Source organism: Pseudomonas zeae, from assembly GCF_014268485.2.
Classification (GTDB): Bacteria; Pseudomonadota; Gammaproteobacteria; order Pseudomonadales; family Pseudomonadaceae; genus Aquipseudomonas; species Aquipseudomonas neuropathica.
The window spans coordinates 4,520,295-4,544,262 of sequence record NZ_CP077090.1 but is presented as its reverse complement, the minus strand read 5'-3'; the positions used below and the strand labels follow the sequence as shown (position 1 = coordinate 4,544,262).

The 23,968-nt window shown below is 59.4% G+C and carries 21 protein-coding genes; 9 read left to right on the top strand and 12 right to left on the bottom strand.

Going from position 1 to position 23,968, the window contains the following annotated elements:
- Position 1: 1 nt before the first annotated feature.
- The 5 genes from HU754_RS19965 to HU754_RS19945 form a co-directional block, all read right to left on the bottom strand.
- Positions 2-1,867 (bottom strand): extracellular solute-binding protein, encoded by a 1,866-nt coding sequence (locus tag HU754_RS19965; RefSeq protein ID WP_186624127.1) that lies wholly within the window; start codon positions 1,865-1,867, stop codon positions 2-4.
- Between the two features lie 153 nt (positions 1,868-2,020).
- On the bottom strand, positions 2,021-4,732 hold the full coding sequence (locus tag HU754_RS19960; RefSeq protein WP_186624128.1) for a TonB-dependent receptor: 2,712 nt from the start codon (positions 4,730-4,732) through the stop codon (positions 2,021-2,023).
- 208 nt (positions 4,733-4,940) lie between these two features.
- The gene (locus tag HU754_RS19955) at positions 4,941-5,342 is read right to left on the bottom strand and encodes an ExbD/TolR family protein (protein ID WP_093433931.1); all 402 of its coding nucleotides are present in this window, start codon (positions 5,340-5,342) and stop codon (positions 4,941-4,943) included.
- Positions 5,342-6,028, bottom strand: a complete 687-nt coding sequence (locus tag HU754_RS19950; protein ID WP_371748312.1) for a MotA/TolQ/ExbB proton channel family protein — start codon at positions 6,026-6,028, stop codon at positions 5,342-5,344. Before HU754_RS19950 ends, HU754_RS19955 begins: the two co-directional genes overlap by 1 nt.
- A gap of 67 nt (positions 6,029-6,095) precedes the next feature.
- Positions 6,096-6,920: an energy transducer TonB gene (locus tag HU754_RS19945; RefSeq protein ID WP_186624129.1), complete on the bottom strand. Its 825-nt coding sequence runs from the start codon at positions 6,918-6,920 to the stop codon at positions 6,096-6,098.
- 1,113 nt (positions 6,921-8,033) lie between these two features.
- Between HU754_RS19945 and HU754_RS19940 the strand changes: the two genes are divergently transcribed.
- Entirely contained in the window at positions 8,034-8,657 is a 624-nt protein-coding gene (locus HU754_RS19940; RefSeq protein WP_186624130.1) for a glutathione S-transferase, read from the top strand.
- Between the two features lie 131 nt (positions 8,658-8,788).
- On the opposite strand, the gene HU754_RS19935 is transcribed toward HU754_RS19940, so the two are convergent.
- Entirely contained in the window at positions 8,789-9,229 is a 441-nt protein-coding gene (locus HU754_RS19935; RefSeq protein ID WP_008084932.1) for a CBS domain-containing protein, read from the bottom strand.
- A gap of 198 nt (positions 9,230-9,427) precedes the next feature.
- On the opposite strand from HU754_RS19935, the gene HU754_RS19930 reads away from it, so the two are divergent.
- The gene (locus HU754_RS19930) at positions 9,428-11,788 is read left to right on the top strand and encodes a DNA polymerase II (protein WP_186624131.1); all 2,361 of its coding nucleotides are present in this window, start codon (positions 9,428-9,430) and stop codon (positions 11,786-11,788) included.
- On the opposite strand, the gene HU754_RS19925 is transcribed toward HU754_RS19930, so the two are convergent.
- The 3 genes from HU754_RS19925 to HU754_RS19915 form a co-directional block, all read right to left on the bottom strand.
- Positions 11,753-12,223 (bottom strand): DUF1810 domain-containing protein, encoded by a 471-nt coding sequence (locus HU754_RS19925; protein ID WP_186624132.1) that lies wholly within the window; start codon positions 12,221-12,223, stop codon positions 11,753-11,755. The genes HU754_RS19930 and HU754_RS19925 overlap by 36 nt on opposite strands.
- 25 nt (positions 12,224-12,248) lie before the next feature.
- Positions 12,249-13,070, bottom strand: a complete 822-nt coding sequence (locus HU754_RS19920; protein WP_186624133.1) for an aldo/keto reductase — start codon at positions 13,068-13,070, stop codon at positions 12,249-12,251.
- Positions 13,071-13,254: 184 nt separating this feature from the next.
- A complete protein-coding gene (locus HU754_RS19915) occupies positions 13,255-14,403 on the bottom strand; it encodes an aldose epimerase family protein (RefSeq protein WP_186624134.1) in 1,149 nt (382 codons plus the stop codon).
- Between the two features lie 278 nt (positions 14,404-14,681).
- On the opposite strand from HU754_RS19915, the gene HU754_RS19910 reads away from it, so the two are divergent.
- The 3 genes from HU754_RS19910 to HU754_RS19900 all read left to right on the top strand — a co-directional run bounded on the left by HU754_RS19910 (position 14,682) and on the right by HU754_RS19900 (position 17,856).
- Positions 14,682-15,431 (top strand): hypothetical protein, encoded by a 750-nt coding sequence (locus HU754_RS19910; RefSeq protein ID WP_186624135.1) that lies wholly within the window; start codon positions 14,682-14,684, stop codon positions 15,429-15,431.
- A 196-nt stretch (positions 15,432-15,627) separates the two neighbouring features.
- Entirely contained in the window at positions 15,628-16,842 is a 1,215-nt protein-coding gene (locus HU754_RS19905) for an MFS transporter (protein WP_186624136.1), read from the top strand.
- Positions 16,843-17,070: 228 nt separating this feature from the next.
- The gene (locus HU754_RS19900; RefSeq protein ID WP_034154648.1) at positions 17,071-17,856 is read left to right on the top strand and encodes a sulfite exporter TauE/SafE family protein; all 786 of its coding nucleotides are present in this window, start codon (positions 17,071-17,073) and stop codon (positions 17,854-17,856) included.
- Between the two features lie 111 nt (positions 17,857-17,967).
- Here the strand turns inward: HU754_RS19900 and HU754_RS19895 are convergent, their stop codons facing one another.
- On the bottom strand, positions 17,968-18,432 hold the full coding sequence (locus HU754_RS19895; RefSeq protein ID WP_116256021.1) for a GNAT family N-acetyltransferase: 465 nt from the start codon (positions 18,430-18,432) through the stop codon (positions 17,968-17,970).
- 208 nt (positions 18,433-18,640) lie between these two features.
- On the opposite strand from HU754_RS19895, the gene HU754_RS19890 reads away from it, so the two are divergent.
- Positions 18,641-19,204 (top strand): DUF4174 domain-containing protein, encoded by a 564-nt coding sequence (locus HU754_RS19890; protein WP_099756709.1) that lies wholly within the window; start codon positions 18,641-18,643, stop codon positions 19,202-19,204.
- Between the two features lie 155 nt (positions 19,205-19,359).
- Here HU754_RS19890 and HU754_RS19885 read toward each other — a convergent pair whose 3' ends face one another.
- Complete coding sequence (locus tag HU754_RS19885; protein WP_186624137.1) at positions 19,360-20,493, bottom strand: AAA family ATPase; 1,134 nt, start codon at positions 20,491-20,493, stop codon at positions 19,360-19,362.
- Positions 20,494-21,006: 513 nt separating this feature from the next.
- Between HU754_RS19885 and HU754_RS19880 the strand changes: the two genes are divergently transcribed.
- Positions 21,007-21,297 (top strand): DUF6124 family protein, encoded by a 291-nt coding sequence (locus HU754_RS19880; RefSeq protein WP_437182472.1) that lies wholly within the window; start codon positions 21,007-21,009, stop codon positions 21,295-21,297.
- A 16-nt stretch (positions 21,298-21,313) separates the two neighbouring features.
- The gene (locus HU754_RS19875; RefSeq protein WP_186624139.1) at positions 21,314-21,580 is read left to right on the top strand and encodes a hypothetical protein; all 267 of its coding nucleotides are present in this window, start codon (positions 21,314-21,316) and stop codon (positions 21,578-21,580) included.
- A gap of 63 nt (positions 21,581-21,643) precedes the next feature.
- Here HU754_RS19875 and ampC read toward each other — a convergent pair whose 3' ends face one another.
- Positions 21,644-22,810, bottom strand: coding sequence for a class C beta-lactamase (ampC, locus tag HU754_RS19870; protein WP_186624140.1), 1,167 nt, complete (start codon positions 22,808-22,810; stop codon positions 21,644-21,646).
- Positions 22,811-22,970: 160 nt separating this feature from the next.
- Here ampC and HU754_RS19865 point away from each other — a divergent pair, with 160 nt between their 5' ends.
- The gene (locus HU754_RS19865) at positions 22,971-23,843 is read left to right on the top strand and encodes a LysR family transcriptional regulator (protein ID WP_186624141.1); all 873 of its coding nucleotides are present in this window, start codon (positions 22,971-22,973) and stop codon (positions 23,841-23,843) included.
- The last annotated feature ends 125 nt before the right edge of the window (positions 23,844-23,968 follow it).

The window sequence follows — 23,968 nt, the reverse complement described above, 5'->3', positions numbered from 1 at the left end:
GTCACTGGCCCCCCGCAAGCTGGCTGTGCATCTGTTGCGTGGTCAACGCCTTGGCCGAGACCTCCCACCAGGTGTTGAGGCCTTCGTCGTAGGCCGGTTGCACGGCCGGCATGCCGAAGCGGTTCTGATACACCGTCGGCGTGCCTTTGGAGTAGTAGTTGGGAATCATGTAGTAACCCCATTGCAGCACCCGGTCGAGGGCGCGGGCGTAATGCACCATGGCTTCGCGGCTGTTGGCCTGGACCAGCCCGTCGATCAGTTGATCGACCGCCGGATTGGCCAGCACCATCGAGTTGGAACTGCCGACTTGCGTGGCACTTTGCGAGGCGTACAGGCTGTACAACTCGCGGCCGGGGGAGACGATCGGATCGCCGCTGCGCGGGAAACTGGTGACGATCATGTCGTAGTCGCGGGCGTTGAGGCGGTTGACGTACTGCGCCGAATCGATGCGCCGCAGATTCAACGTGATGCCGATCTGCGCAAGGGTGCGTTTGAACGGCAATAGCATGCGATCGAAGCCGCCCTGACCGTCGAGAAAGGTGAACTCCAGCGGCTCGCCAGCAGCGTTGACCAAGCGATTGTGTTGCGGTGTCCAACCGGCCTCGGCGAGCAGCTTCAGTGCTTGCAGTTGTTTATCGCGGATGTAGCCGCTGCCATCGGTTTTCGGCGCCTGATAAACCTCGGTGAAGACCTCGTCGGGAATCTGCCCACGCAGCGGTTCGAGGATCTTCAATTCTTCGGCGTCGGGCAGGGCGGTGGCGGCCATTTCGCTCTTCGGCCAGAAGCTGTTCTGGCGCACGTAGAAGCCGCGCATCATCTGTTTGTTGGTCCACTCGAAATCCCACAGCAGGCTGATCGCCTGACGCACGCGGCGATCCTGGAAGAACGGGTTCTGCAGGTTGAACACGAAGCCCTGAGCGGCGGTGGGTTTGTCCGGGGCGAGGATCGACTGTTGCAAACGACCGTCGCGCAATGCCGGGCTGTCATAGCCGACCACATAACCGGACGAGGAGAACTCGCGGTTGTAGTCGAACGCGCCGGCCTGCAGCAGTTGGCGGGCGACGTCGGTGTCACCGTAGAAATTCACCGTGAGCGTGTCGAAGTTGTACATCCCGCGACTGACCGGCAGGTCTTTGCCCCACCAGTCCGGATCGCGCTCGAAACTGATGCTGCGCCCGGCGTCGACCTTGCTGACCCGGTACGGGCCGCTGCCCAGCGGTGGCTCGAAACCGCCGCCATTGGCGAAGTCGCGGGTTTTCCACCAGTGCTCGGGGACCACGCGCATCGTCGCCAGATCCAGCGCCAAGGTGCGGTTGAGGTTGTTCTTGAAGGTGAAGCGCACCTGCCGTGGGCCTTCGATCAGCACGTCCTGCACATCGGCGTATTGCTGGCGATAACTCAGGCTGCCTTTGGTCATCAACAGGTTGAAGGTGTAGCGCACGTCTTCGGCGGTGATCGGTGTACCGTCGGCGAAACGTGCTTTTGGATTGAGGGTGAAGCGCACCCAGAGTCCATCGGGATCGCGCTCGATCTGCTGCGCGACCAATGCGTAAACGGTGTAGGGCTCGTCGAGCGACCGAAACGCCAGCGGCGAATACACCCAGTCATTGACCTGCACCACGGAAATGCCCTGATCGGCATACGGGCTGATGTAGTTGTACTGACCGATCTCCATCGACGCGCGACTGAGCGAACCCCCCTTGGGCGCCTTGGGATCGACGAAATCGAAATGCTGGAAATTCGCCGGATACTTCGGCGCCTCGCCGTACACCGTCAGCGCATAACTGCCGCCGGCCAGCGCCGAAGTGCCGGTGCACAGCAGCGCACTGCCCAAAAGCAGGCCTGCCATGTTGCGCAAAAAACTCATGCAATCACTCCTGAAAATCCCTGAAAGGCCACGGACCCAATGTGGGAGCGAGCCTGCTCGCGAAGGCGTCTTGTCAGCCGACATCTCTCTTGCTGATCCACCGCTTTCGCGAGCAGGCTCGCTCCCACAGGGGGAGATGTGTTCTGTTTCCGGTTAGAAGTGGTAAGTCATGCGCGCAAACAAGGTGCGGCCCAGCGGGTCGGTGTAGCGCGGGTCATAGCCGCTCTGGAAGTTGTAGGCCTGGTTGGAGAACGGCGGGTTGCGGTCGAACACGTTCTTCATCCCGGCATCGACATCCAGCACCTTGTTGAAGGTGTAGCCGGCCGACAGGTCCCACACCGAATACGACGCCACGCGCGCGTGGGTGTCGCGGTCGTAGTCGTTGTAACCCGTGGTGAAGCGGTTGGTCAGTGCCGCCCGCGCCGCGCCGAAGGTCCAGCTGCCGGTGAGGTTGTGCTTCCAGCGCGCGATCACACCGTCACCCTGAAAGTCGCCGACCTTGTCGGTAAACGGGCCTTTGATGGTGCTCTGGAAGTCGTACTCGTCAACATAAGTGCCTTGCAGGCCCAGACCGAACTGACCGTACGGCGTGTTCGGGAAGCGATAGTCCAGCGACACATCGACACCGTTGGTTTCGACGATGCCGAGGTTGGCGTTGCCGGTGACGATGTAGTTGAGCGTGCCATCGGCGTTGCGCACGAAGCGATCCGGGTAAGAGCCGGCCTGATCAAACACGGTGGATTCCGGGAACGGCTGGATCTGGTTGGAGATGTGGATCCACCAGAAATCCAGACCTACCGACAGGTTGTTGATCGGCTGATAGACGAAGCCCAGCGTTACGTTACGCGCCTTCTCCGGGGCCAGGTCTTCGTTGCCGCCAATCTGATTGAGGAACTGCTGACCGCAATCGCGGCCGCCGTTGCCGCCCGGTTGCACCACACCGCCGGTACACAGCACCGGGTCGTTGTAGTAGCCCTGAGTGAAAGTGATGCTGCGCGGTGAATACAGTTCGTACAGCGACGGCGCCCGGAAGCCTTCACTGTAGGCGCCACGCACCACCAGCTCTTTCAACGGCTGATAACGGAACGAGTATTTCGGGTTGGTGGTGCTGCCGAAGTCGCTGTATTTGTCGTGACGCACGGCGGCGGACAGTTCGAGGCTGTCGAGCACCGGCACGTTGATTTCGGCGTAGGCGGCTTTGACGCTGCGGTCGCCCTCGACACTGCCGTTGGGGTCGATGCCGAGGCTCTGGATGTCGCCGGCGAACGACTCGAAGTCCTGATGGAATTTCTCTTTGCGGTATTCGCCACCCAGTGCCAGACCGGACGGGCCGGCGCCGAACCAGTCGCCGATTTCACGACTGATACGACCATCAAAACCGGCTACACGGCCCACCGCAGTGGAATAGGCGCCGTGATACGCCGCGTTGTCGATGTACTGCTGGCCGGCGGCCGATTGCGGGCCGAACGGGTTGAGCAAACCACTGGCCAGACCATTGATCATCGCCTGGTCGCTGACATAGCCACTGGTGACGCTGGAGACGATTTTGTTCTGGTTGTACGAGGCGCCGACGTTGTAATCCCAACCGCCAACCAGACCATCGAAACTGAGCAGGAAGCGCTGGCTGGTGTTCTGGTCTTTCGATTCGCGCGGGCCTGCAGCGGTTTCGCGCCAGTTCACATCGACCGGTTGGGTCGGGTCGAGGGCGAAATCGGTCGGCGCCGGGGTGATGCCGTTGCCGGGGTAGTAGGGCGACGAGCCGTCGAGGCTCAGGCCGGTCAGTGGCGCCGGGCCAATCGCCGTGGCGTTGTTGTTGCGCGACCAGAAGTACTCGAGATTGACGTTGTGATCGTCGCCGAGTTTGCCGGTGGTTTTGCCGAAGAACGAGGTCTTCTCGGTCTGTGGCACCAGGTCGATGTATTCGCGGGTGCTGAAGCGGCACAAGCCGTCTCGGGCGACCAGGTTCGGCCCGTTGCAATTGCTGTTGGCCAGCGGGTTGGTGGCGTTGCCGTTCTGGCTGTAGTTGCCGGGAAACGCGGTGCCGGAGGTCTGATCGAGGCCGCGACCGGGGGCGTAGTCGGTAGCGAAGGAGCGGTCGTTGGCGTCGAGGTTCTGCTGCTTGTTGTAGTTAAACACGCCGAGGACGTTGAAGCGGTCTTCTTCCAGATCGCCGTAGCCCCAACTGGCGCTCATGTCTTTGGTTTGGCCGCCGCCGCTGTGGGTCGGGGTTTCGCCGCCGAGGGTCAGTTGGCCGTCGGTCAGGGATTTCTTGGTGATGAAGTTGATCACGCCGCCGATGGCGTCGGTGCCGTACAAGGCCGAGGCTCCGTCACGCAGGACTTCCACGCGCTCGATGGCGGCAAACGGGATCATGTTCAGATCCACCGCGCCGCCGGCCGAGTTGGTCCCGGACAAGGCGTTGTTGGCCAGGCGTCGACCGTTGAGCAGCACCAGCGTCTTGTTCGCACCGATGCCGCGCATGTCGGCGAATGAGGCGCCGCCGGTGGCTGCGCCCACGGAGCCGGCGCTGTTGTTGATCGACTGGCTGCCGGTGATGCGCTGCACCAGTTCGGCGGTGGTGGTCACGCCCTGTTTGCGCAGCTCATCGGCCTTGAGAATGGTGATCGGCACCGCCGTTTCCGCATCGACCCGGCGAATCGCCGAACCGGTCACTTCCACCCGTTGCAGTTGCGTGGTCGGCGCAACTACCGCCGCAGCCGCCGGGACGTTAGCGTTGTCGTCCTCGGCCGCCTGCACAGTCCCGGCGCCCATCCCCATGGCCACCAGATACAACGGAACAAAACGGTGACGAGAAATCGTTGCCACCAAGGGTTTGAGCGTGAAGCGTGGAGTGTTCATCAGCATGGTTATTTCCGACTTTTTAGACGTTATCGAATTGGCCTTGTGAGCCCCTCATTGCTCCGCTATCGGTGATACCGCGTGCGGAAAACCACTTTCTTCAAGCAAGCCGACCCCCTCCGAAGACGCGTGGCGTTTTTTCGGTCGGCCGTTTACGACGGGATTCGGTCAGCGGTGCCGGACGCGTGTTTTCAGTACGCGGCCGCCACCGCACTCAGTGGGTGGTCATCACCGAAATCTTGGTAATGCCCGAGCGTTCGATCGACGCCATTGCTTTCGCCACCTGGCCGTAATTGACGGCGGAGTCGGCCTGCAACTGCACGCGCACCTCGCTGTCCTTGGCCTTGACCTCCTTGAGGCTGGCTTCCAGTGATTCCGGGGCCAGCTCGGTTTTCGCCAGATAGAACTTGCCGTCCTGATCGACGCTGACCACCACCGGATCCTTCTTCTCGGCGGGGGCGACGGCGTCGGTTTTCGGCAGGTTGACCTTGATCGCGTTGGTCATCAGCGGCGCGGTGACGATGAACACCACCAGCAGCACGAGCATCACGTCAACCAGTGGCGTGACGTTCATTTCGCTGAGCACTTCATCGCTGTCTTGAGTGGAAAAGGACATCAGCTGGCCTCCCGCACGGCGGCCGTGGTTTTGCTGGCGATGGCCTGACGGCTGATGGAAAACGCACTGCGCGAGGCGAGGGCGTCGAAGTCATGGGCGAAGTCGTCCATGTCTGCCGAAGCGAGTTTCAAACGACGCAGGAAGAAGTTGTAAATCAGCACCGCCGGTACGGCGACAGCGATACCGACGCCGGTGGCGATCAACGCGTGACCGATGGGACCGGCGACCGCTTCCAGGCTGGCCGAACCGGTTTCGCCGATGCTTTTCAGCGCTTCCATGATTCCCCACACGGTGCCGAACAAACCAATGAACGGCGCGGTGCTGCCGATACTGGCGAGGATCGCCTGGCCGTTTTCCAGCGAGCGGCGTTCCTTCTGGATCTGCTGGCGCAGATTGCGTTCCAGGCGATCCGAACGGTTGATGGTGTGCGCCAATTGCTGGGTGGTACGCGGCGAATCTTCCACCAGCAGCGCTTCGAAACCGCTGCTGGCGATACGCGCCAGCGAGCCCGGATACTGGCTGGCGTGTTCGGCGGCGGTGAGCAGATCCGGCGCGCCCCAGAAGGCTTTGCTGAATTGTTTGTTCTGCGCTTTCTGCCGCAGGTACTGCGCCGACTTGACCAGCAGGATCGCCCAGCTGACCACGGAAAACAGCACCAGACCCCAGAGCACGCCGGGGACAATCATCGAAGACAAATCGTTCATGGTGACACCTCGCTTGCGTTATTCGGTTGTGCGTTGATTGAGCGTTCGGTTATTGCGGCAATTTGAAATCGATGGTCTGGGTGGCGAAGCCGTCGATCGGCGTGTCACCGCGTTTGGCCGGAATAAACTTCCAGTTCTTCACAGCGGCGACGGCGGCTTCATCCAGTTGCGGCTTGCCGCTGGATTTGGTCACCGTCACCGTGCCGGCGCGACCGTTGGCGAGTACCTGAATGCGTAGCACCACGCTGCCTTCCCAGTTGCGCCGCAGTGCCAGCGACGGGTATTCCGGCGGCGGATTGCCAAGGCTGGCGAGACCGGAAATCGCTGCCGACTCCTTGACCGGACCCGGCGCGGCGGCAGGAGCCGGTGGCGCGCTCGGGGTGGCCGGGGCAGCAGGAGCCGCCGGTTGTGCCGGCGCCGGTGGCGCTTTCAGTGGCTCGACCTTTTTCACCGGTTTCGGCTTTTCGACCGGTTTCGGTTTTTCGATCGGCTTGGGTTTCTCCACCGGTTTCGGTGGTGGCTTGACCGCGTCCTCGTCTTCCACCGGTTGTTCCGGTTCCGGCGGTGGTGGCGGAGGAGGCGGTGGTGGCGGTTCCGGTGTGGGCGGTGCCGGTGGCGTCGGACTGGTCAGCTCGACGGTCATTTCCGGAATCTGCGGTGGCGTTGGCAATGGCTCTGTTTTGGATTGCTGGAGAAACCACCAGGCGCCGCCGTGTATCAGCGCCGACACAGCCACCAGCAACACCATCTGCTGTTTATTCAGACCGCCGGGTTGCGAAGTGTTGGCTTTAAACGCCGGCCTGCCCGGAGGCGGCGGAATTGGCGCTTCCCGCAACGACCCCGGCAGGGTTCTGTGCTTTACCGCATCGTTCATTAAAGCTCCCTCGGGTTGATGAAGGGCAATAAGGTGCCGTCCGAACATCCAGGAGATGTTCGAGTGGGTGGGTGCAACTTTCTTCAAGGTGAGCAGAAGCCGATAGTTGAACTATCCGGTTAACAAGGCTTGTGCAAACTTACTGGCTTGGCGTCATCGACTTTGAGTGTTCATTGGCCATTCCCTGGTTGTTCTTCTATTGCGTAAGACAACGGTCGGTGTCTCATGCTTGTTACACATAGCAACCGCTGTGCCAGATATTGCTGAAATGTAGAGTGCGTATTTCATGAGTGTTACCCATGTCGCATTTATATAAGTTTTAACCTTGTCGTGGTTTTTCCATGGCGCGCAGATTGCCGTTACTCCGGGCGAGGGAGCTTTTTCACAGGCGAGTCAGGCTGTGCGCCATATCACGCTGATCGGCGGGATAGAGCGGCGGCTTGGCTTGCGGCCAGGGCACTTGCTGGTGCGCGGCGGACCGAATTGGTGCGGGTCAATGTTTTAGCGGCTCACGGGGCATGCTCCTTGTTGTTGGTTAAATGAAATCACTGTTTGAAGTATTGAATAGTTCAAACCCGTGGAGCAGTTTTGGTGCACTTGAAGTGGCGCTGAAAGTTATTGTTCGACAATCCTGCTATCGTTCAATGCGCACTGCGTTTGCGTAGTAACTGTCCGAGTCTTATTTAAAAAATAAATAGCACGCTGCCGTCGGCCAATAACTCATTGGCGAACGCAGTGCGCTGTCGAGGTGTCAGGTAATAAAGTAAGTGTGAAGGCAGCCGGGACTGTTCGGATGAACTCGGCGGCGAATGGATAAATGCAAATAGGCTGTGATGCGGCAGAGCGTTTGAAGATTCACGCGGTGAACTCCTTGTTGCCAGCTCGGATACGCGAACTTTTGGTTCGGTATCGCACCTTACAAGAACGCGGATAGCGTTCGATGAATGCTCTTGGTGCGGGATGGGCACCGCCAGCGCTGTTTTGCGAGGTTTGAATTCGCAAGTCGCGAGTGCATGGGAAAACCGTGCCAAAACCGATACACAGACAGATTATTTCTACATCCACGCTACAGCCATCTACCCTGTGGCAATGGCTTTTTCGGGGGGATTGGATATGTACCAGCTCTATGGGCACAGAAATTCAGGCGCGGCGGCCATCGAAGCGGCGCTGGAACTGTGCCAGATCGCTTACCGTTTCATTGATGTCGAGGCCAGCACCGAAGCTGCCGAGGCGTTGGCGCAGCTCAATCCACTCAAGCAGATACCGACCTTGCAACTGCCCGATGGCAGCGCCATCACCGAGAGCGCGGCGATCCTGATTCATCTGGGCCTGACATTTCCCAAGTCTGGTTTGCTGCCTGCCAAAGCGGAGGATCGTGATCAGGCGATTCGCGGTCTGGTCTACATCGTCAGCAACTGCTACGCGGCGATCGGCGTCATCGATTATCCGGAGCGCTGGCTGCTGATGCCCGACGAAGCCTCGCGGCAGAATCTGGTCGCCGGCGCGCGCGAGCGTTTGCACTGGAGTTGGGAGGTGTTTGCCGACCAGTTTTCCGCCGAGCTTTATCTGGATGATGAAACGCCGGGGGCGCTGGATGTGCTGGCGGCGGTGGTGACACGCTGGGCGGGCAGTCGCGAGCATTTGCGCCAGACGCGACCGGGGTTTTATGCGTGGTTGCAGCGGATTGACCGGCATCCGGTGCTGGCGCCGGTGTTTGCCCGGCATTGGCCTTCTTGAACACACCGCAGATTCAAATGTAGGAGTGAGCCTGCTCGCGATAGCGGTTTGTCACCTACAAATAAGGTGGCTGACAGAACGCTATCGCGAGCAGGCTCACTCCTACAGGGGGGCGGCGGTGTCTTTGGGATTTATTCCCCGCGAATGTACTGCTCCAGTTGCTTGATCAGCTCTGCCTGTTCGGCAATCGCTTCCTTGACCAGGTCACCGATCGACAGCAAGCCGATCAACTTGCCGTTCTCCACCACTGGCAAGTGGCGCAGGCGTTTGTCCGACATGATCCCCAGGCAGGTGTCGACGGTTTGATGGGTGTCGACGGTGATCACGTTCGCCACCATGATATCGCGCACCGGCGTGCCCACGGATGAGCGGCCATGCAGCACCAGTTTGCGTGCGTAATCGCGTTCGCTGATGATGCCGACCACCTTATCGTCTTCGACCACCAGCAAGGCGCCGACGTTTTTCTCGGCCATCTTCATCAGCGCTTCGAGCACCATGTGATCAGGCTTGATCTGGTGCACTTCCTGATTTTTCTGATCTTTGAGCTTGAGCAGTTGGGCGACGGTCTTCATGGCGGTTACTCAGGTGTTGTCGTTGTTCTCCAAGCATCGTAGACGCAAGCGCGCAGGGCAAGGTGGCAAAGCGGCAGATAACACGCAAAAAACGTCATTCGCCGGTTTTTTCCGGGGTTGGCGCCGATTTATCGCCAGGGTCATCCCGTGCAATGCCGCGTAGAATGCCCCTCTGATTCAATTTCTGAGGTTGCAGTGGTGGATTTACCGCAGGGCTTCGTCCTGACCCGGCATTGGCGCGATACCCCGGCCGGCACCGAAGTCGAGTTCTGGCTGGCGACTGACGCCGGGCCGCGCCGTGTGCGTTTGCCGCATCAGCCGTCGGTGGCGTTTATTCCCGCCGAGCAGCGCGCAGCGGCCGAACGTCTGCTGCACGACGAGAAGAATGTCGAACTGCGCCCGCTGGCCTTGCAGGATTTCGAACATCGCCCGGTACTCGGTCTGTATTGCCAGCAACACGGCCAGTTGATGCGCCTGGAAACCGCGCTCAACCGCAACGGGGTCGACGTTTTCGAAGCCGATGTACGCCCGCCGGAGCGCTATCTGATGGAGCGCTTTATCACCGCACCGGTGCAGTTCAGCGGCACGCCCGATGTCGACGGCGTGTTGCTCAACGCCCAGCTCAAACCTGACCCGGATTACCGACCGAAGCTGCGCCTGGTCTCGCTCGACATCGAAACCACCGAAACCGGTGAGTTGTATTCGATTGCCCTCGAAGGCTGCGGCGAACGTCAGGTATACATGCTCGGCGCGCCGAACGGCGATAACAGCATCGTCGATTTCGACCTCGAATACTGCGACTCGCGCACCATCATTCTGAAGAAGCTCAATGACTGGTTCGCGCGCCACGACCCCGACGCGATCATTGGCTGGAACGTCGTGCAGTTCGATCTACGCATCCTCCACGAACACGCGCGGCGCCTCGGCGTGCCGCTGAAGATCGGCCGTGGCGGCGAAGAAATGCAATGGCGCGAACACGGCAGCCGCAATCACTACTTCGCCTCGGCGGCGGGGCGGCTGATCATCGACGGTATCGAGTCGCTGCGTTCAGCGACCTGGAGCTTTCCTTCCTTCAGTCTGGAAAACGTCGCCCAGACCCTGCTCGGCGAAGGCAAGTCCATCGACAACCCGTACCAGCGAATGGACGAAATCAACCGCATGTTCGCCGAGGACAAACCGGCGCTGGCCAAGTACAACCTCAAGGACTGCGAACTGGTCACGCGGATCTTCGCCAAGACTGAATTGCTGACCTTTTTGCTGGAACGTGCCAGTGTCACCGGCCTGCCGGCCGATCGCAGTGGCGGCTCGGTGGCAGCATTCACGCATCTGTATATGCCGTTGATGCACCGCCAGGGTTTTGTTGCGCCGAACCTCGGCACCAATCCGCCGCAGGCCAGCCCCGGCGGGTTTGTCATGGACTCGCAACCGGGCTTGTACGAATCGGTGCTGGTGCTCGATTACAAGAGTCTGTATCCGTCGATCATTCGTACCTTTCTGATCGACCCAGTCGGGCTGATTGAAGGTTTGCAGCATCCGGACGATACCGACTCCGTGCCGGGCTTCCGAGGTGCGCGGTTCTCGCGTACCCGGCATTGCTTGCCGTCGATTGTCTCGCGCGTTGCCGAGGGCCGCGAGACCGCCAAGCGCGAGCACAACGCACCGCTGTCGCAAGCGCTGAAAATCATCATGAACGCCTTCTACGGCGTACTCGGTTCCAGTGGTTGCCGCTTCTTCGATACGCGGCTGGCCTCATCGATTACCCTGCGCGGTCACGAAATCATGCTGCGCACGCGCAAGCTGATCGAAGAGCAGGGCCACGCGGTGATCTACGGCGACACCGACTCGACGTTCGTCTGGCTGCGTCGTCCGCACGGGCAGGAAGAAGCGGCCAGCATCGGTCATGCGCTGGTCAAGCACGTCAACGACTGGTGGCGCGCGCATGTGCGTGATGAATATGGCCTGGAAAGCGCCCTCGAACTGCAATTCGAAATTCATTACAAACGTTTCCTGATGCCGACCATTCGCGGCGCGGAGGAGGGCAGCAAGAAACGTTATGCCGGTCTGGTCACCCGTGCCGACGGCAGCGATGAAATGGTCTACAAAGGTCTGGAAACCGTGCGTACCGACTGGTCGCTGCTGGCCCGGCAATTCCAGCAGGAACTCTACGAGCGGATTTTCCAGCGCAAGCCCTATCAGGATTACGTGCGCGACTACGTGCGCAAAACCCTAGCCGGCGAATTCGATGATCGACTGGTCTACCGCAAACGCCTGCGCCGCACCCTCGACGATTACGAACGCAACGTACCGCCGCATGTGCGTGCGGCGCGGCTGGCCGACGACTACAACGCGCAGCACGGGCGCCCACGGCAATACCAGAACGGCGGCTGGATCAGCTACGTCATCACCCTGGCCGGCCCGGAGCCTTTGGAAGTGCGCCGTGCGGCCATCGACTACGACCACTACATCACCCGGCAACTGCAACCGGTGGCGGATGCGATTCTGCCGTTTGTCGACGACGATTTCTCAACCCTGATCGGGGGGCAACTGGGCCTGTTTTGAGTCGAGCAACTGCAGCGTCCATTCATCGAGAATGCCGTGGAAGTAGCGCTCCAGCGCCTGATTGAACACGCTGTCTTCAGCGGCAAACTGCGCGAACAGGGTCATCGAGGAATGAAACTTCAGGTCATCGGGATGGCCGAAAATCTCCGCGATCGAGCGCTGTTTCACCTTCAGCACTAACTGCGTGCAGGTACGCAGGCGCGCGCCGAGCAGCTCGTGGGCCAGATAGGCCCGGGCTTCCTCGGCTGAACCGATGGCGAAGCGCCGGGACATTTCACTGCCGCCCAGGCCGGCGAACTGCGGAAAGACAAACCACATCCAGTGGCTGCGCTTGCGGCCCTCATCGAGTTCGCGTTGCACGCGCTCGAACACCGGGTCCTGGGCCTGGACAAAGCGTTGCAGGTTGAACGGGTCGTACTGATCTGTGCTTCTCATCGCGAAGCCCTCGCCAGCCGCTGGCTCAGACCATGGCCAGCCGCTGCTTGCGTTGTGGCGCTTGAAACACCTGGTCCAGCGCCGCCAGATCCCCGGCCTCCAGTTGCAGTTGCGCGGCTTGGGCATTGAGTTGCACGTGTTCCGGTCGCACAGCCTTGGGAATCGCAATCACACCATCCTGACGCAGAATCCACGCCAGCGAAACCTGTGCGGGGGTTACACCATGACGAGCGGCAATCTCATTCAGCAGCGGTTCAGCCAGCATCGCGCCGCCCTGGCCGATCGGACAGTAAGCCATCAGCGGCATGCGCTGCTGTTGGCACCACGGCAGCAGATCGAATTCGATACCGCGCTCTTCCAGGTTGTACAGCACCTGATTGGTCGCGCAGGCGGAACTGGAGAGTTCTTCGAGATCGTCGACATCGAAATTCGACACGCCCCAACGGCCGATCTTGCCGTCCTCGCGCAGGCGTTGGAAGGCCTCGACGGTTTCTTCCAGTGGATACTGGCCGCGCCAATGCAACAGATAGAGGTCGATGTAATCGGTGTCGAGCCGGCGCAGACTACGCTCGCAAGCTTGCGGGATGCCCTTGCGGCTGGCGTTGTGCGGGTAGACCTTGCTCACCAGAAACACCTGATCGCGCAGGCCGGCAATGGCTTCGCCAACGACTGATTCGGCGCCGCCCTCGGCGTACATTTCCGCCGTGTCGATCAGGGTCATGCCCAGCTCGATCCCCGTGCGCAGCGCCGCCACTTCACGCTTGTGCGCCGAGCGGTCTTCACCCATGCGCCAGGTGCCCTGGCCAATGATCGGAACCTGGACGCCGGCCAGTTCGAGGGTACGCATGCAAACCTCCTTGCTGAATGTATCGATACCTTTTAGTGGGCAGCAGGATAGACCAGATCGTTCCCACGCTCTGCGTGGGAATGCAGCCCGGGACGCTCCGCGTCCCTTCGCGAGCTGGAACGCGGAGCGTCCCTTGAGGCATTCCTTTGCTGCGCGTGGGAACGATCAGGTACGGCGGGGCGAGTTATTTTGCGGAGAACTTCAGCACCACGCTGTGGCTGTAAGTCTGCCCCGGATCAAGCCGAGTACTCGGGAAGTCCGGCTGATTCGGCGAATCCGGATAATGCTGAGTCTCCAGGGTAAACGCGCCCCAGTGCGGATACACCTTGCCACCCTTGCCCTTGACCGTACCGTCGAGGAAGTTGCTGGTATAGAACTGCACACCCGGTTCCGTGGTGAACAACCGCAGCACGCGACCGGACTGCGGATCGCTGACCTCAGTCGCAACTTTGCCGATATCGCCCTTGGTATCCAGCGCCCAGTTGAAGTCAAACCCACCCTGTTTCGGTTCAGCGAATTTCAGCTGCGGATGATCAGCCTTGATGTGCGTGCCAATCGCAGTGGGTTTGCTGAAATCCATCGGCGTGCCCGCGACGGGTGCCAGTTCGCCGGTCGGGATCAGTTTGGCGGTGACCGGGGTGTAATGGCTGGCGTGCAGGGTGGCGACCTGTTTGAGGATGTCGCCATTGCCGGCGCCGGCGAGGTTGAAGTAGCTGTGGTTGGTCAGGTTGAGCACGGTCGGTTTGTCGGTGCTGGCCTTGTAGTCGATGCGCAGTTCGTTGTTGTCGGTGAGGCGATAGGTCACCTCGGTGGTGAGGTTGCCGGGGAAACCCATTTCGCCGTCCGCCGACAGATAGGTCAGGGTCACGCCGACGGAATCCTTGTCCTTGGTTTCCTGGGCTTTCCAGACTTTCTTGTCGAAGCCCTGTGGGCCGCCGTGCAGCGCGTTGGTCTTGTCGTTCTGCGGCACTTGATAGCGCTTGCCGTCGAGTTCGAAGGCACCTTCGGCGAGGCGATTGCCGAAGCGGCCGATGGTTGCGCCGAAGTAGGCGGTGCCTTTCTGGTAACCCTGTACATCATCGAAGCCGAGCACGACGTCGTCGAACTTGCCGTGCTTGTCGGCGACTTTCAGCGATTGCAGGGTCGCGCCGTAGGTGATGACGGTGGCTTGCATGCCGTGGCTGTTGCGCAGGATGTATTGCTCGACGGGCGTGCCGTCATTGGTTTTGCCGAAAGCTTTGTGTTCGGCGCTGAGGCCGGCCGCGTTGGCGGAGAGGGTGGCGATCATCAGGGACAGTCCGAGGCCGGAGAGCAGGTGACGGGATTGAAGCATGGTTGACCTTCCTTTTTGTTGTTGTTTTCGAAAGCGGCGTTCTATCGGTATGTTAATCACCGAAAAAACAAAGTAGTCATACTAAATACTCAGCAAGTGAAAATTTATAGCTGATTAATCGTTTATTTCAACAATAAAGACAGACTAAATTGCGGGTCGTGGCAGGTGGAAGGACGACCGGGCATTCGGTGCACTGCACTTTTTCGCCATCGGCGGCTCTATCCATGGCCAGGATGCGGTGACTCCCGCCGCACAGGAATGTGCCTGTTCGAGATTTCATGCCGAGAGCTTTTGCCCTGATCGCTGCTTTTTTCCGCCGCCCGTGCCTGTTGCTGGTGTGTTTGTCGTCGCTGCTGTTCAGCGGTTGCAGTCACCAGGACGGCAATGGTTTCTTCAATCAGATGCGTGAAGGGCAGCCGCAGGAGTTCCTGCAGACCAGCGTCGACCGCATGGCCACGCTGGCGATGCGCGACAACCTCAGCAGCCTCTATCGCTTGCAAGCCAAGCTGTACCTGCGCAACCCGGACGAGCTGCGCAAGTCAGGGTTTCTCAACATCCATGCTGCGGTGAAACAGGTGCGGATGGCCGTCGAGCAGCAACAGCCGCTGCCGGTGCTGGGTGGTCGCAAGGATCTGGCGGCGCTGAGCTATGCGATGAGTCCGGAGTTTCTCGGCGACCGTGTCGGCGCGTTCATCTATGCCATCGGCAGCATGCTGGTCACCGCCCATGGCAATCGCACTGAGTTCTACATGACCGATGCGATCAACCCGACGTTCGTTCACAACGCTGCACGCAATATCGAAAAAGCCACGTGGATTTTGTCCCAGCGGCAGAACAAGGAAGGGCAGCCGCTGCTGTTTTCCAATGAGATCTCGGAGGAGGGCAGCAACCTGAGTTTCGCCACCGAGTTCGGCAAAATCGTCGCGCGCCTGGACCTGATCACGCAGATGCTTGATGAGCGTTATCGGCGGATCGGCCTCAACTACGCGCAAAGTCTGCTCTTCCTGAATTTCCTGCCCGTGCAGTGAGTTCCACGAGAACCTGGGGAGTGCAGAGATCCAATGTGGGAGCGAGCCTGCTCGCGAAAGCGGTGGGTCAATCAACACTTCAGTGCCTGAAAGAGCGCATTCGCGAGCAGGCTCGCTCCCACATTGATCGAATAGTGAAGGTTGTTTTTGTATACAATCCGTCACCGCTATTGATCAAAATGGAGCCGCACCCGTCATGACCGACCCCGCCAGCGCCGATTTCAGCCGCGTCGACCGCACCGCCCGTGCGGACAAACTACCCTATGCCGCGTTGCTGGCGTTCGCCATGACCGGCTTCATCGCCATTCTCACCGAGACCCTGCCTGCCGGACTGCTGCCGCAAATCGGTGCCGGGCTCAACGTCAGCGAAGTGTTCGCCGGGCAACTGGTGACGCTGTATGCGCTCGGCTCGATCGTCGCCGCGATCCCGCTGACCGTCGCCACGCGCGGCTGGCCTCGGCGCCGGGTTTTATTGATGACGGTCGGCGGGTTTCTGTTGTTCAACACCGTCACCACGTTTTCCAGCCATTACGGTTTGACCCTCGCCTCGCGCTTCCTCGCCGGGATGGCGGCGGGGCTGTCGTGGGGGATCATGGCCGGGTATGCGCGCGGCATTGTGCCGGTGCATCAACAGGGTCGAGCACTGGCGATTGCCATGCTTGGCACCCCGGTGGCGCTGTCACTGGGCACGCCGGCGGGGACGTGGCTGGGCAATCTGATCGGCTGGCGTGCGTCGTTCGGGATCATGTCGGCGCTGGCTCTGGTGCTGGCCGCGTGGATCGTGATCGCGGTGCCGGATCGTCCGGGGCAGGCCAGTGACGAGCGTCTGCCGCTGCTCGAATCGATGCGCCTGCCGGGTGTGCGACCGGTGTTGTTCGTGGTGCTGACGTGGATGCTCGGGCACAACATTCTCTACACCTACATTGCACCGTTTCTGATGCAGGCCGGACTAGCTGACAGGGTTGATCTGGTGTTGTTGGTGTTTGGCCTGTGTTCGCTGGGCGGGATCTGGATCATTGGTCTGCTGGTGGATCGCTGGCTGCGCTGGCTGACGTTGATCAGCCTCGCGGTGTTTGCGCTGACCGCGCTGGTGTTGGCAGTGGCAGCGCCGTCACCGCTGATCATTTATGCCTGCATGGCGGTGTGGGGCCTGTCGTTTGGTGGCTCGGCCACGTTGCTGCTGACCTCGGCGGCGGACTCGGCCGGTGATCACGTCGACGTGGTGCAGGCGATGCTCACAACCTCTTGGAACGTGGCGATCGCCGGGGGCGGGTTGTTTGGTGGCTTGTTGCTCGATCGGGCCGGGGCGATGTCGTTTCCGTGGGCGTTGCTGATTTTGTCGCTGATCGCGCTGGCCACGGTGTGGGTCAACAAACACCACAGCTTCAAACCGGGACGGCGGGTGCACTAATCTGCGGCACACCGAGATCCCCTTGTAGGAGTGAGCCTGCTCGCGATAGCGGTGTTTCAGTCACTGAACTCGTTACAGATAAACCACTATCGCGAGCAGGCTCACTCCTACAGTAAAGCGATGGTGAGTTCGATATGGCATAACGATAGACCGCATCGATATATGTGGTTATAAGAAAAATCGCTATGCTGCGGGCCAGATTTTCCTGTCGTTTTTCTGGACGGTTTAATGGAATTGGCAAATTTCGGCCTGGTGATTGCCGGGCTGGTGGTGGGTTTTATTGTCGGCATGACTGGTGTCGGCGGTGGTTCGTTGATGACGCCGATCCTGCTGTGGTTCGGCATCAACCCGGCAACGGCGGTGGGCACTGACCTGCTGTACGCCGCCATTACCAAATCCAGTGGCGTACTCGTCCATCGCAAAAACAAGAACATCGACTGGGCCATTACTGGTTGGCTGACCCTCGGCAGTGTGCCGGCGGTGGCCATGACCTTGTGGTTCCTCAGCACTCTGCACACCGCGCCGGACGCGATGAACGCCATCATCAAACAGGCGCTGGGCTTCGTCCTGTTCGCCACGGCGCTGGCGATCTTCTTCAAGAAACGCTTGCTCGACTTCGCCCACAAACGCGCTGGCGGCAACTACAACCCGAGCGGTTCGCGGTTGAACGTGATGACCGTGATCACTGGTCTGATCCTCGGCACCATGGTCGCCCTGACCTCGATCGGCGCGGGCGCCCTGGGCACCGTTGCGCTGTTCATCCTCTATCCGCTACTGCCGACCCGCCGTCTGGTCGGCACAGAAATCGCCCACGCCGTGCCGCTGACCCTGGTTGCAGGCCTCGGCCACGCCAGCATGGGCAATATGGATTGGGGGGTGCTGGGCTTCTTGTTGGTCGGCTCGTTGCCGGGCATCTGGCTCGGCAGTCACCTGACCGGACGCATCTCCGATGAAGTGCTGCGCCCGTGCCTGGCGACGATGCTGGTGCTGATCGGCTACAAACTGGCGTTCTGATCTGGCCCCGCCAAATACGGTCTCATGTAGGAGTTGCCGCAGGCTGCGATCTCTTGATGTTGTTTTTAAAGATCAAAAGATCGCAGCCTGCGGCAGCTCCTACGGGGGTTCTTACCGGCGGATGGCGTATTTCATCACCGTCACCGGCAAATCGTCGTACACCAGTTCTTCAACCACTTCCCAACCCAGCCGCGCATATAGCGACTGCGACGTGTCGGTGTACAGATACAACTCAGGCACACCCAGCGCCGCCGCTTCTGCAACCACTCGATTGACCAGTTGCGAAGCAATCCCGCGACCGCGTTCCTCAGCCTTCACGTAAACCCCGGCCAGCCATGGCGTCAGGTTCGGTCGCAGCTTCAGATCGCTTTCGATCAGCAGCGCGCCGCCCAGCAAACGTGAACCCTCAAGCGCTACCACCACGCTAGGCACTGCGCCTTTGCCGCAGGATTCGCGCATGTGTTCGATACGGTCCTCGACGGTTTGCCCGGGGCGAAACTCGCCCCACTCCTTGAAGTTGAGCGTGGCCAGTTCTTCGATCAATTCGGGGTGATCGCACAGGTAATCGATGTGCATGCGGGTGAACTCCATTTCATGGGCAGAACTACCACCCTAATGCGGTCATAAAAGGTAATCAAATCCGCGTTGCGATCACCTCGGATATGTTGCGCAATGTCGCGCCTGTCCTAAGCTTCTGACTAGGCGGAAGATATTTGCCGGGTTGTCCCGGAACAATCGCCACGATGCGCAATCATTAGAGCGTGGATATCAAAAGGAGATGCGCATGCTCATCAGGTCATTGACCCTGACACTCTTGCTGGCGATTGCCGGCCCCTTGTTCGCCGCTGACAACGATTCGCCCATTGCCGGAGATATGGGCCGCGCCCGACCGCTGATCGTGATCGCACAAAGCACGGTCGACCCCGTGTGGGTAGCCCTGAAAAAGTCGCTGGAAGACCCCGCGAACAAAAAAGGCGTAGCCGACCGCAACATCAAGGTCTACACCATCCTCAACATGTCCGGCCAGCTCGACGGCAAGGACATGGGCCAGCAAGACACCATGGCGCTGCTGCGCTCGCTGAAGCTCGGTGCCGGGGCGTATCCGAAAGTGTTCCTGGTGGGCAAGGACGGCGAGACCAAGCTTTCAGCTTCGGGGGATGAAGCGAAGTCGGTGGATTTGAAGAAGATCTTTGACACCATCGATGCCATGCCGATGGCTGAGAAGGAAGCGGCCGCTGCGGCTCAGGCGCCGGTCGCTGCTACGCCGGAACCTGCCAAAGGCGCGAAGAACGCGAAGCCGACCAAGCCTGCGAAACCGAGCAAGCCGCCGGAAATGCCGGATGATTGATCGCGCTGTCACTGAATAAAACGCGTCCCCTGTAGGAGTGAGCCTGCTCGCGATAGCGGTGTATCAGTCACCATCAGCGTTGACTGATACACCGCTATCGCGAGCAGGCTCACTCCTACATATTTGCGGACACCGAAGCCCTCACTGCAACCTGTCTACCCACGGCTATCGCCCTCATCAAGCAGGTAAACCAGCACACCTTTGGTATCACCTACGACCAATGGAGAATGCGTGGTCAACACGAACTGGCAATTGGGAAAGGTCGTACTTAACTGTGCAATCAGACCGAGCTGCCATTGCGGATCCATGCGCAATTCCACATCGTCGATCAGAACAATGCCGCCACCGTGCAGCGGGTTGTCCATCGATGGATTCATCATCGCCAGACGCCTGGCCATGTCACCCACCAACGCAATCATCGACTTTTCGCCAAGCGAGAGCTGAGTAACATTGAATGTCGCGCCATGCTTGTCGATTGCCATATGCAGATGGGGTTTGCGTTGCACGCGCAGGTTAGTGAAATCCGGCATGAATGCGGTGAGGGCCGAACGAACGGCAGTCAATTGGCGATCGCGAGTGGAGGCTTTCACATTGGCCAGCGTTTTCCAGGCGTCGCTGTCAGTACCGAATTTTTCCGCGATTTCGGCCAGTGCGGTATCGGAAATCCCGTCTTCGTTTTCGCTGTCCTCGCGTTCACGAAACCATTCGAAAAAACTACCAAAATCGGCACCCCCATGAAAATTGGTGTCGTAGCCGTCGAGTTGATCGAAGGCTTGTTTGCCGCTGATTTTCAGCGGGACTTCTAAAACGCAACGTTCGGCCGGGTAATAAGCGATCAGCGGGAGTGAGGCACTATCGTCGGCGGTGAGTTGAGTGCGGTAGTGGTCTGCAAGCAGTCTGACTTCGTTTAAATATCCACGGCCCGAAACAGCACCTTCTTGGCGACTTCGGGCAGCGCCCCATACGAACAATTCGTTTTCGGAACCCGCATCACTCTCAGCTGCGCGAGGGTGTGAAACGTCGGTGATGCCAATCGAAAGGACGGCTCCTGAGGCGCCGTTGCGAATATCTTCATCGACAAGGTATTTGCCATTGCCTTTATTGGAGCGAATTTTTGCGATCAGCCAGCTCAGACAAATATTCAGGGATTTGAGAATGGTGGTTTTTCCGCTGCCGTTGTTTCCCACCAGCACCGTGATGTTCGAACGGTGTGTCGGGGTAGGGGCAAACTGAATATCCATGTCGCCAAAGTGTCCGACATCCGCAAGTTTCAAACTTTTGATTTCCATCACTGCGCCCTTCAAATGACTGTTTCTTTGCCCGACGCCATCCTCGTCCAGAGATTGACTCGATGCAGTGTAGATACAACAAATTCATTCGCTAATACAAAGTCGTTGCAGCATGTGCCGGCGGAAATGTCTGACGCAAACCCCCTTCAACCCCCGTGGATTTTTCCTGCAAGTCGCGGCGGCGGTGGTGAACTGGTGGGGTTGGGAGAGGAGGGATAGTCTTCTTTGGCCGCTGCAAAACACAGTGGTCGGACGTGGAAGTCCGGTTGTCGGTTACATCCATCAATGTCTCAAAAGCGCATGTCGACGTTATTTATGTCAACATCGCCGCGTTTTTGGCGGCTGTGCGCAGGGGCACTTTCGAGTGCGCCGGGTTTTGGTGGATTGGCCTGGTCTTCCACACCTGCGTACAGCTGCCACCCTCATGTGGAAGTGAGAAAGGTAGTTTTTCCTACAATTCACTACGGTACTTCATACATGAAAAAACCAACGCCAAACCCTCCCGAATCCCCCATGGATTCTGGGTCCTTCGACGCCAACAACCCCCGCTTACGCAACCCCCGTCACCCCGATCCCATCAGCCACCTCTTCACCATCCTCCCCGATATCGATGCCCCCACACTGCTCTGCCACGCTTGCGAAACCCTCGCTTCATTGAACGTCCTGACCACCGACCTGGCCGCTGAACTGCAAGGTTCGCCGCGTAGCCTCGCCTTGTCGATTCAGCAGTTGGCCGTACTCGGCGAGTTGCTGGTCAACCGTGCGCTGGACAATCTCGATCCACCGGCGGCGACGCAACATTGAACAGGGAGGTTCAAACATGGCGCGATACATTCCGATTACCGGGATCGACTGCAAGATTCCCAGTCTGTTGATCGACAGCGAAGCACCGGTGGATGTGCTGCACGGCACAGCGGCTTACCGTTTGCGCTGTGTGACGCAATTAATGGAGACCTTGGCGCTGGGAGACGGCAAGGGCCACGACGCATTACTGCTACAGGATTTCGCCCGGGTGATAGCGATTCCGTTACGTGACAGTTGCGACTTGATGGATGTCATCGGCTGGAAGTTGCAGGCACAGTTTTAAAGGCTGAAACGAAAAAGGGCGACCTCGAAAGGTCGCCCATTTTTATTGCCTGACGCGAAACTTTTAATCGGCGACAGCACTGAGGATTTTGTGGGCGATCTTCACCCGCTCAGGAATCGGGAAGTTCTTGTTGGCCATGATCACGATGCCAACATCCTTGCTCGGTACAAACGCCACGTAAGTCCCGAAACCACCGGTAGAGCCGGTCTTGTTGATCAGCACGTCATGCGGCTGCGGTTGCGGCGGGTTCAGCCACTGCACCTTGTGCGCCTCCATGGCCATTTCCGTCGAGTTGCCGGCGAGCAAACGCTCGAGACCGATCGGGTAACGGTACATCTCCCAACCCAAACCTTGAGTCATATCGCCGACGGTGTAGTACCCGGTGTGGGTGTTGGTTATGGTTTTTTGCAGGGAGGCTTCCAGCGCTTCAGGTTTCAGGTTGGCCTGCACGTAACGCAGCATGTCCACCGCGCTGGTTTTCACCCCGTAGGCCTGCGAATCCAGCGCACCGGGCGTGACGCGCACCGGTTTGCCGTTCTTGTCATAGCCCTGCGCATACAGGTCCATTTGCGCGGCCGGCACGCTGAGGTAGGTGTGCTGCAAACCGAGTTTAGGCAGCAGGGTTTGGGTCATCGCCTGATCAAACGGCTGGCCGAGGCTCTTCGCCGCCAGATAACCGAACAATCCAAGGCTTGGATTTGAATACTGGCGATGACTGCCTGCCGGATAAACCGGTTTCCACTGTTGGAAATAGCCGAGCATCTTGTCAGACGAATCCGCACTGTCCGGGAATTGCAGCGGCAAACCGCCGGCGCTGTAGGTGCCCAGTTGCAGCACGCTGATGTTATCGAAGGCGCTGCCTTTCAGCTCAGGCCAGAGCTGACTGGCCTTGGTCGACAGATCGAGTTTGCCCGTCGCCAGGGCGTAACCGGCGAGGGTGGCGGTGAAGGTTTTGCTCACCGAGCCGATTTCGAACAGGGTGTTTTCGCTGACTTTCTGCCCGGTGTCTTTACTGGCGACGCCGTAGTTAAAGTAATGCGCCTTGCCGTTGATGGTCAGTGCTACGGTCAGGCCGGGAACGTTCTGTTGCTGCATCACCGGCGTCACCGCTGCGTTGACCAGCGCTGACAGTTGCGCATTGTCGGGCACGGCGGCGAAGCAGGCACTGGTGCCGAAGAGCAGACCGAAAGCGGCGCAGGAAATGACTTTGCTCGATTGAATGGATGACATGAATGAACCACTCTCCATGAGTGTTGATGACGGTATCCCGCTACACTGCGGGCGATTTCTGTGTTTGGCGACTGATCAGCGCCGCCAATTTATTCAGCGCGACCCTAATCTACAAACGATGAAAACTCGCACGAGCCATTAGAAAAATTTGGGACTGGGCATGATTCGACCGCAATTGCCGCTCAACGCGCTGCGTGCCTTTGAAGCGTCCGCGCGTCATTTGAGTTTCACTCGCGCGGCCGTGGAGCTGTGCGTCACGCAAGCGGCTGTCAGCCATCAGGTGAAAAGCCTCGAGGCGCAACTCAACGTCACCCTGTTCAAACGCCTGCCCCGTGGGCTGATGCTGACCAGTGAGGGTGAAACCTTGCTGCCGGTGCTGAGCACCTCGTTCGATCACATCGCGCAGATTCTGGAACGCCTCGCTGGCGGACAGTACCGCGAAATGTTGACCGTTGGCGCGGTGGGTACGTTCGCCGTGGGTTGGTTGTTGCCGAGGCTGGCGGACTTCCGGACGAAACATCCGCTCATAGATTTGCGGCTGTCGACCAACAACAATCGCGTGGATGTCGCCGCTGAGGGTTTGGATTACGCCATTCGCTTCGGTGCCGGGGCGTGGCATGGCATTGAGGCGACGCGTTTGCTCGATGCGCCGCTGTCGGTGTTGTGCGTGCCGGAGATCGCTCGGCAATTGCAATCGCCGGGGGATTTGCTGCAACAAACGCTGCTGCGTTCCTATCGCACCGATGAATGGCCGGAGTGGTTTCAGGCTGCCGGTTTGGCGACCCAGGCTGCTCCGCCGCAGAGCATCGTGTTCGATTCGTCGCTGGCGATGATGGAGGCGGCGTTGCAGGGCAGTGGTGTGGCGTTGGCGCCACCAATGATGTTCGCCCGGCAACTGGCGGCGGAGGCGATTTGTCAGCCGTTTGCGATTGAGATTACGACGGGGAGTTACTGGTTGACGCGGTTGCAATCGCGCCCTGAAACAGCGGCGATGATGGCGTTCAAAACCTGGCTGCTGCAAAACACTGATTAGAACAAAACCCCTTGTGGGAGCGAGCCTGCTCGCGAAAGCGGTGCTTCAGTCGACAAAAATGTTGGCTGTTACACCGCATTCGCGAGCAGGCTCGCTCCCACAGGGGATGGTGGTGGGTTCAAGAG

Coding starts and splice junctions, on each gene's coding strand:
- HU754_RS19865 (WP_186624141.1), top strand. CDS start 22,971: ATGATTCGACCGCAATTGCCGCTCAACGCGCTGCGTGCCTTTGAAGCG.
- HU754_RS19905 (WP_186624136.1), top strand. CDS start 15,628: ATGACCGACCCCGCCAGCGCCGATTTCAGCCGCGTCGACCGCACCGCC.
- ampC (WP_186624140.1), bottom strand. CDS start 22,810: ATGTCATCCATTCAATCGAGCAAAGTCATTTCCTGCGCCGCTTTCGGT.
- HU754_RS19900 (WP_034154648.1), top strand. CDS start 17,071: ATGGAATTGGCAAATTTCGGCCTGGTGATTGCCGGGCTGGTGGTGGGT.
- HU754_RS19960 (WP_186624128.1), bottom strand. CDS start 4,732: ATGCTGATGAACACTCCACGCTTCACGCTCAAACCCTTGGTGGCAACG.
- HU754_RS19950 (WP_371748312.1), bottom strand. CDS start 6,028: ATGATTGTCCCCGGCGTGCTCTGGGGTCTGGTGCTGTTTTCCGTGGTC.
- HU754_RS19885 (WP_186624137.1), bottom strand. CDS start 20,493: ATGGAAATCAAAAGTTTGAAACTTGCGGATGTCGGACACTTTGGCGAC.
- HU754_RS19940 (WP_186624130.1), top strand. CDS start 8,034: ATGTACCAGCTCTATGGGCACAGAAATTCAGGCGCGGCGGCCATCGAA.
- HU754_RS19910 (WP_186624135.1), top strand. CDS start 14,682: ATGCCGAGAGCTTTTGCCCTGATCGCTGCTTTTTTCCGCCGCCCGTGC.
- HU754_RS19880 (WP_437182472.1), top strand. CDS start 21,007: ATGGATTCTGGGTCCTTCGACGCCAACAACCCCCGCTTACGCAACCCC.
- HU754_RS19935 (WP_008084932.1), bottom strand. CDS start 9,229: ATGAAGACCGTCGCCCAACTGCTCAAGCTCAAAGATCAGAAAAATCAG.
- HU754_RS19915 (WP_186624134.1), bottom strand. CDS start 14,403: ATGCTTCAATCCCGTCACCTGCTCTCCGGCCTCGGACTGTCCCTGATG.
- HU754_RS19895 (WP_116256021.1), bottom strand. CDS start 18,432: ATGCACATCGATTACCTGTGCGATCACCCCGAATTGATCGAAGAACTG.
- HU754_RS19925 (WP_186624132.1), bottom strand. CDS start 12,223: ATGAGAAGCACAGATCAGTACGACCCGTTCAACCTGCAACGCTTTGTC.
- HU754_RS19890 (WP_099756709.1), top strand. CDS start 18,641: ATGCTCATCAGGTCATTGACCCTGACACTCTTGCTGGCGATTGCCGGC.
- HU754_RS19945 (WP_186624129.1), bottom strand. CDS start 6,920: ATGAACGATGCGGTAAAGCACAGAACCCTGCCGGGGTCGTTGCGGGAA.
- HU754_RS19920 (WP_186624133.1), bottom strand. CDS start 13,070: ATGCGTACCCTCGAACTGGCCGGCGTCCAGGTTCCGATCATTGGCCAG.
- HU754_RS19965 (WP_186624127.1), bottom strand. CDS start 1,867: ATGAGTTTTTTGCGCAACATGGCAGGCCTGCTTTTGGGCAGTGCGCTG.
- HU754_RS19875 (WP_186624139.1), top strand. CDS start 21,314: ATGGCGCGATACATTCCGATTACCGGGATCGACTGCAAGATTCCCAGT.
- HU754_RS19955 (WP_093433931.1), bottom strand. CDS start 5,342: ATGTCCTTTTCCACTCAAGACAGCGATGAAGTGCTCAGCGAAATGAAC.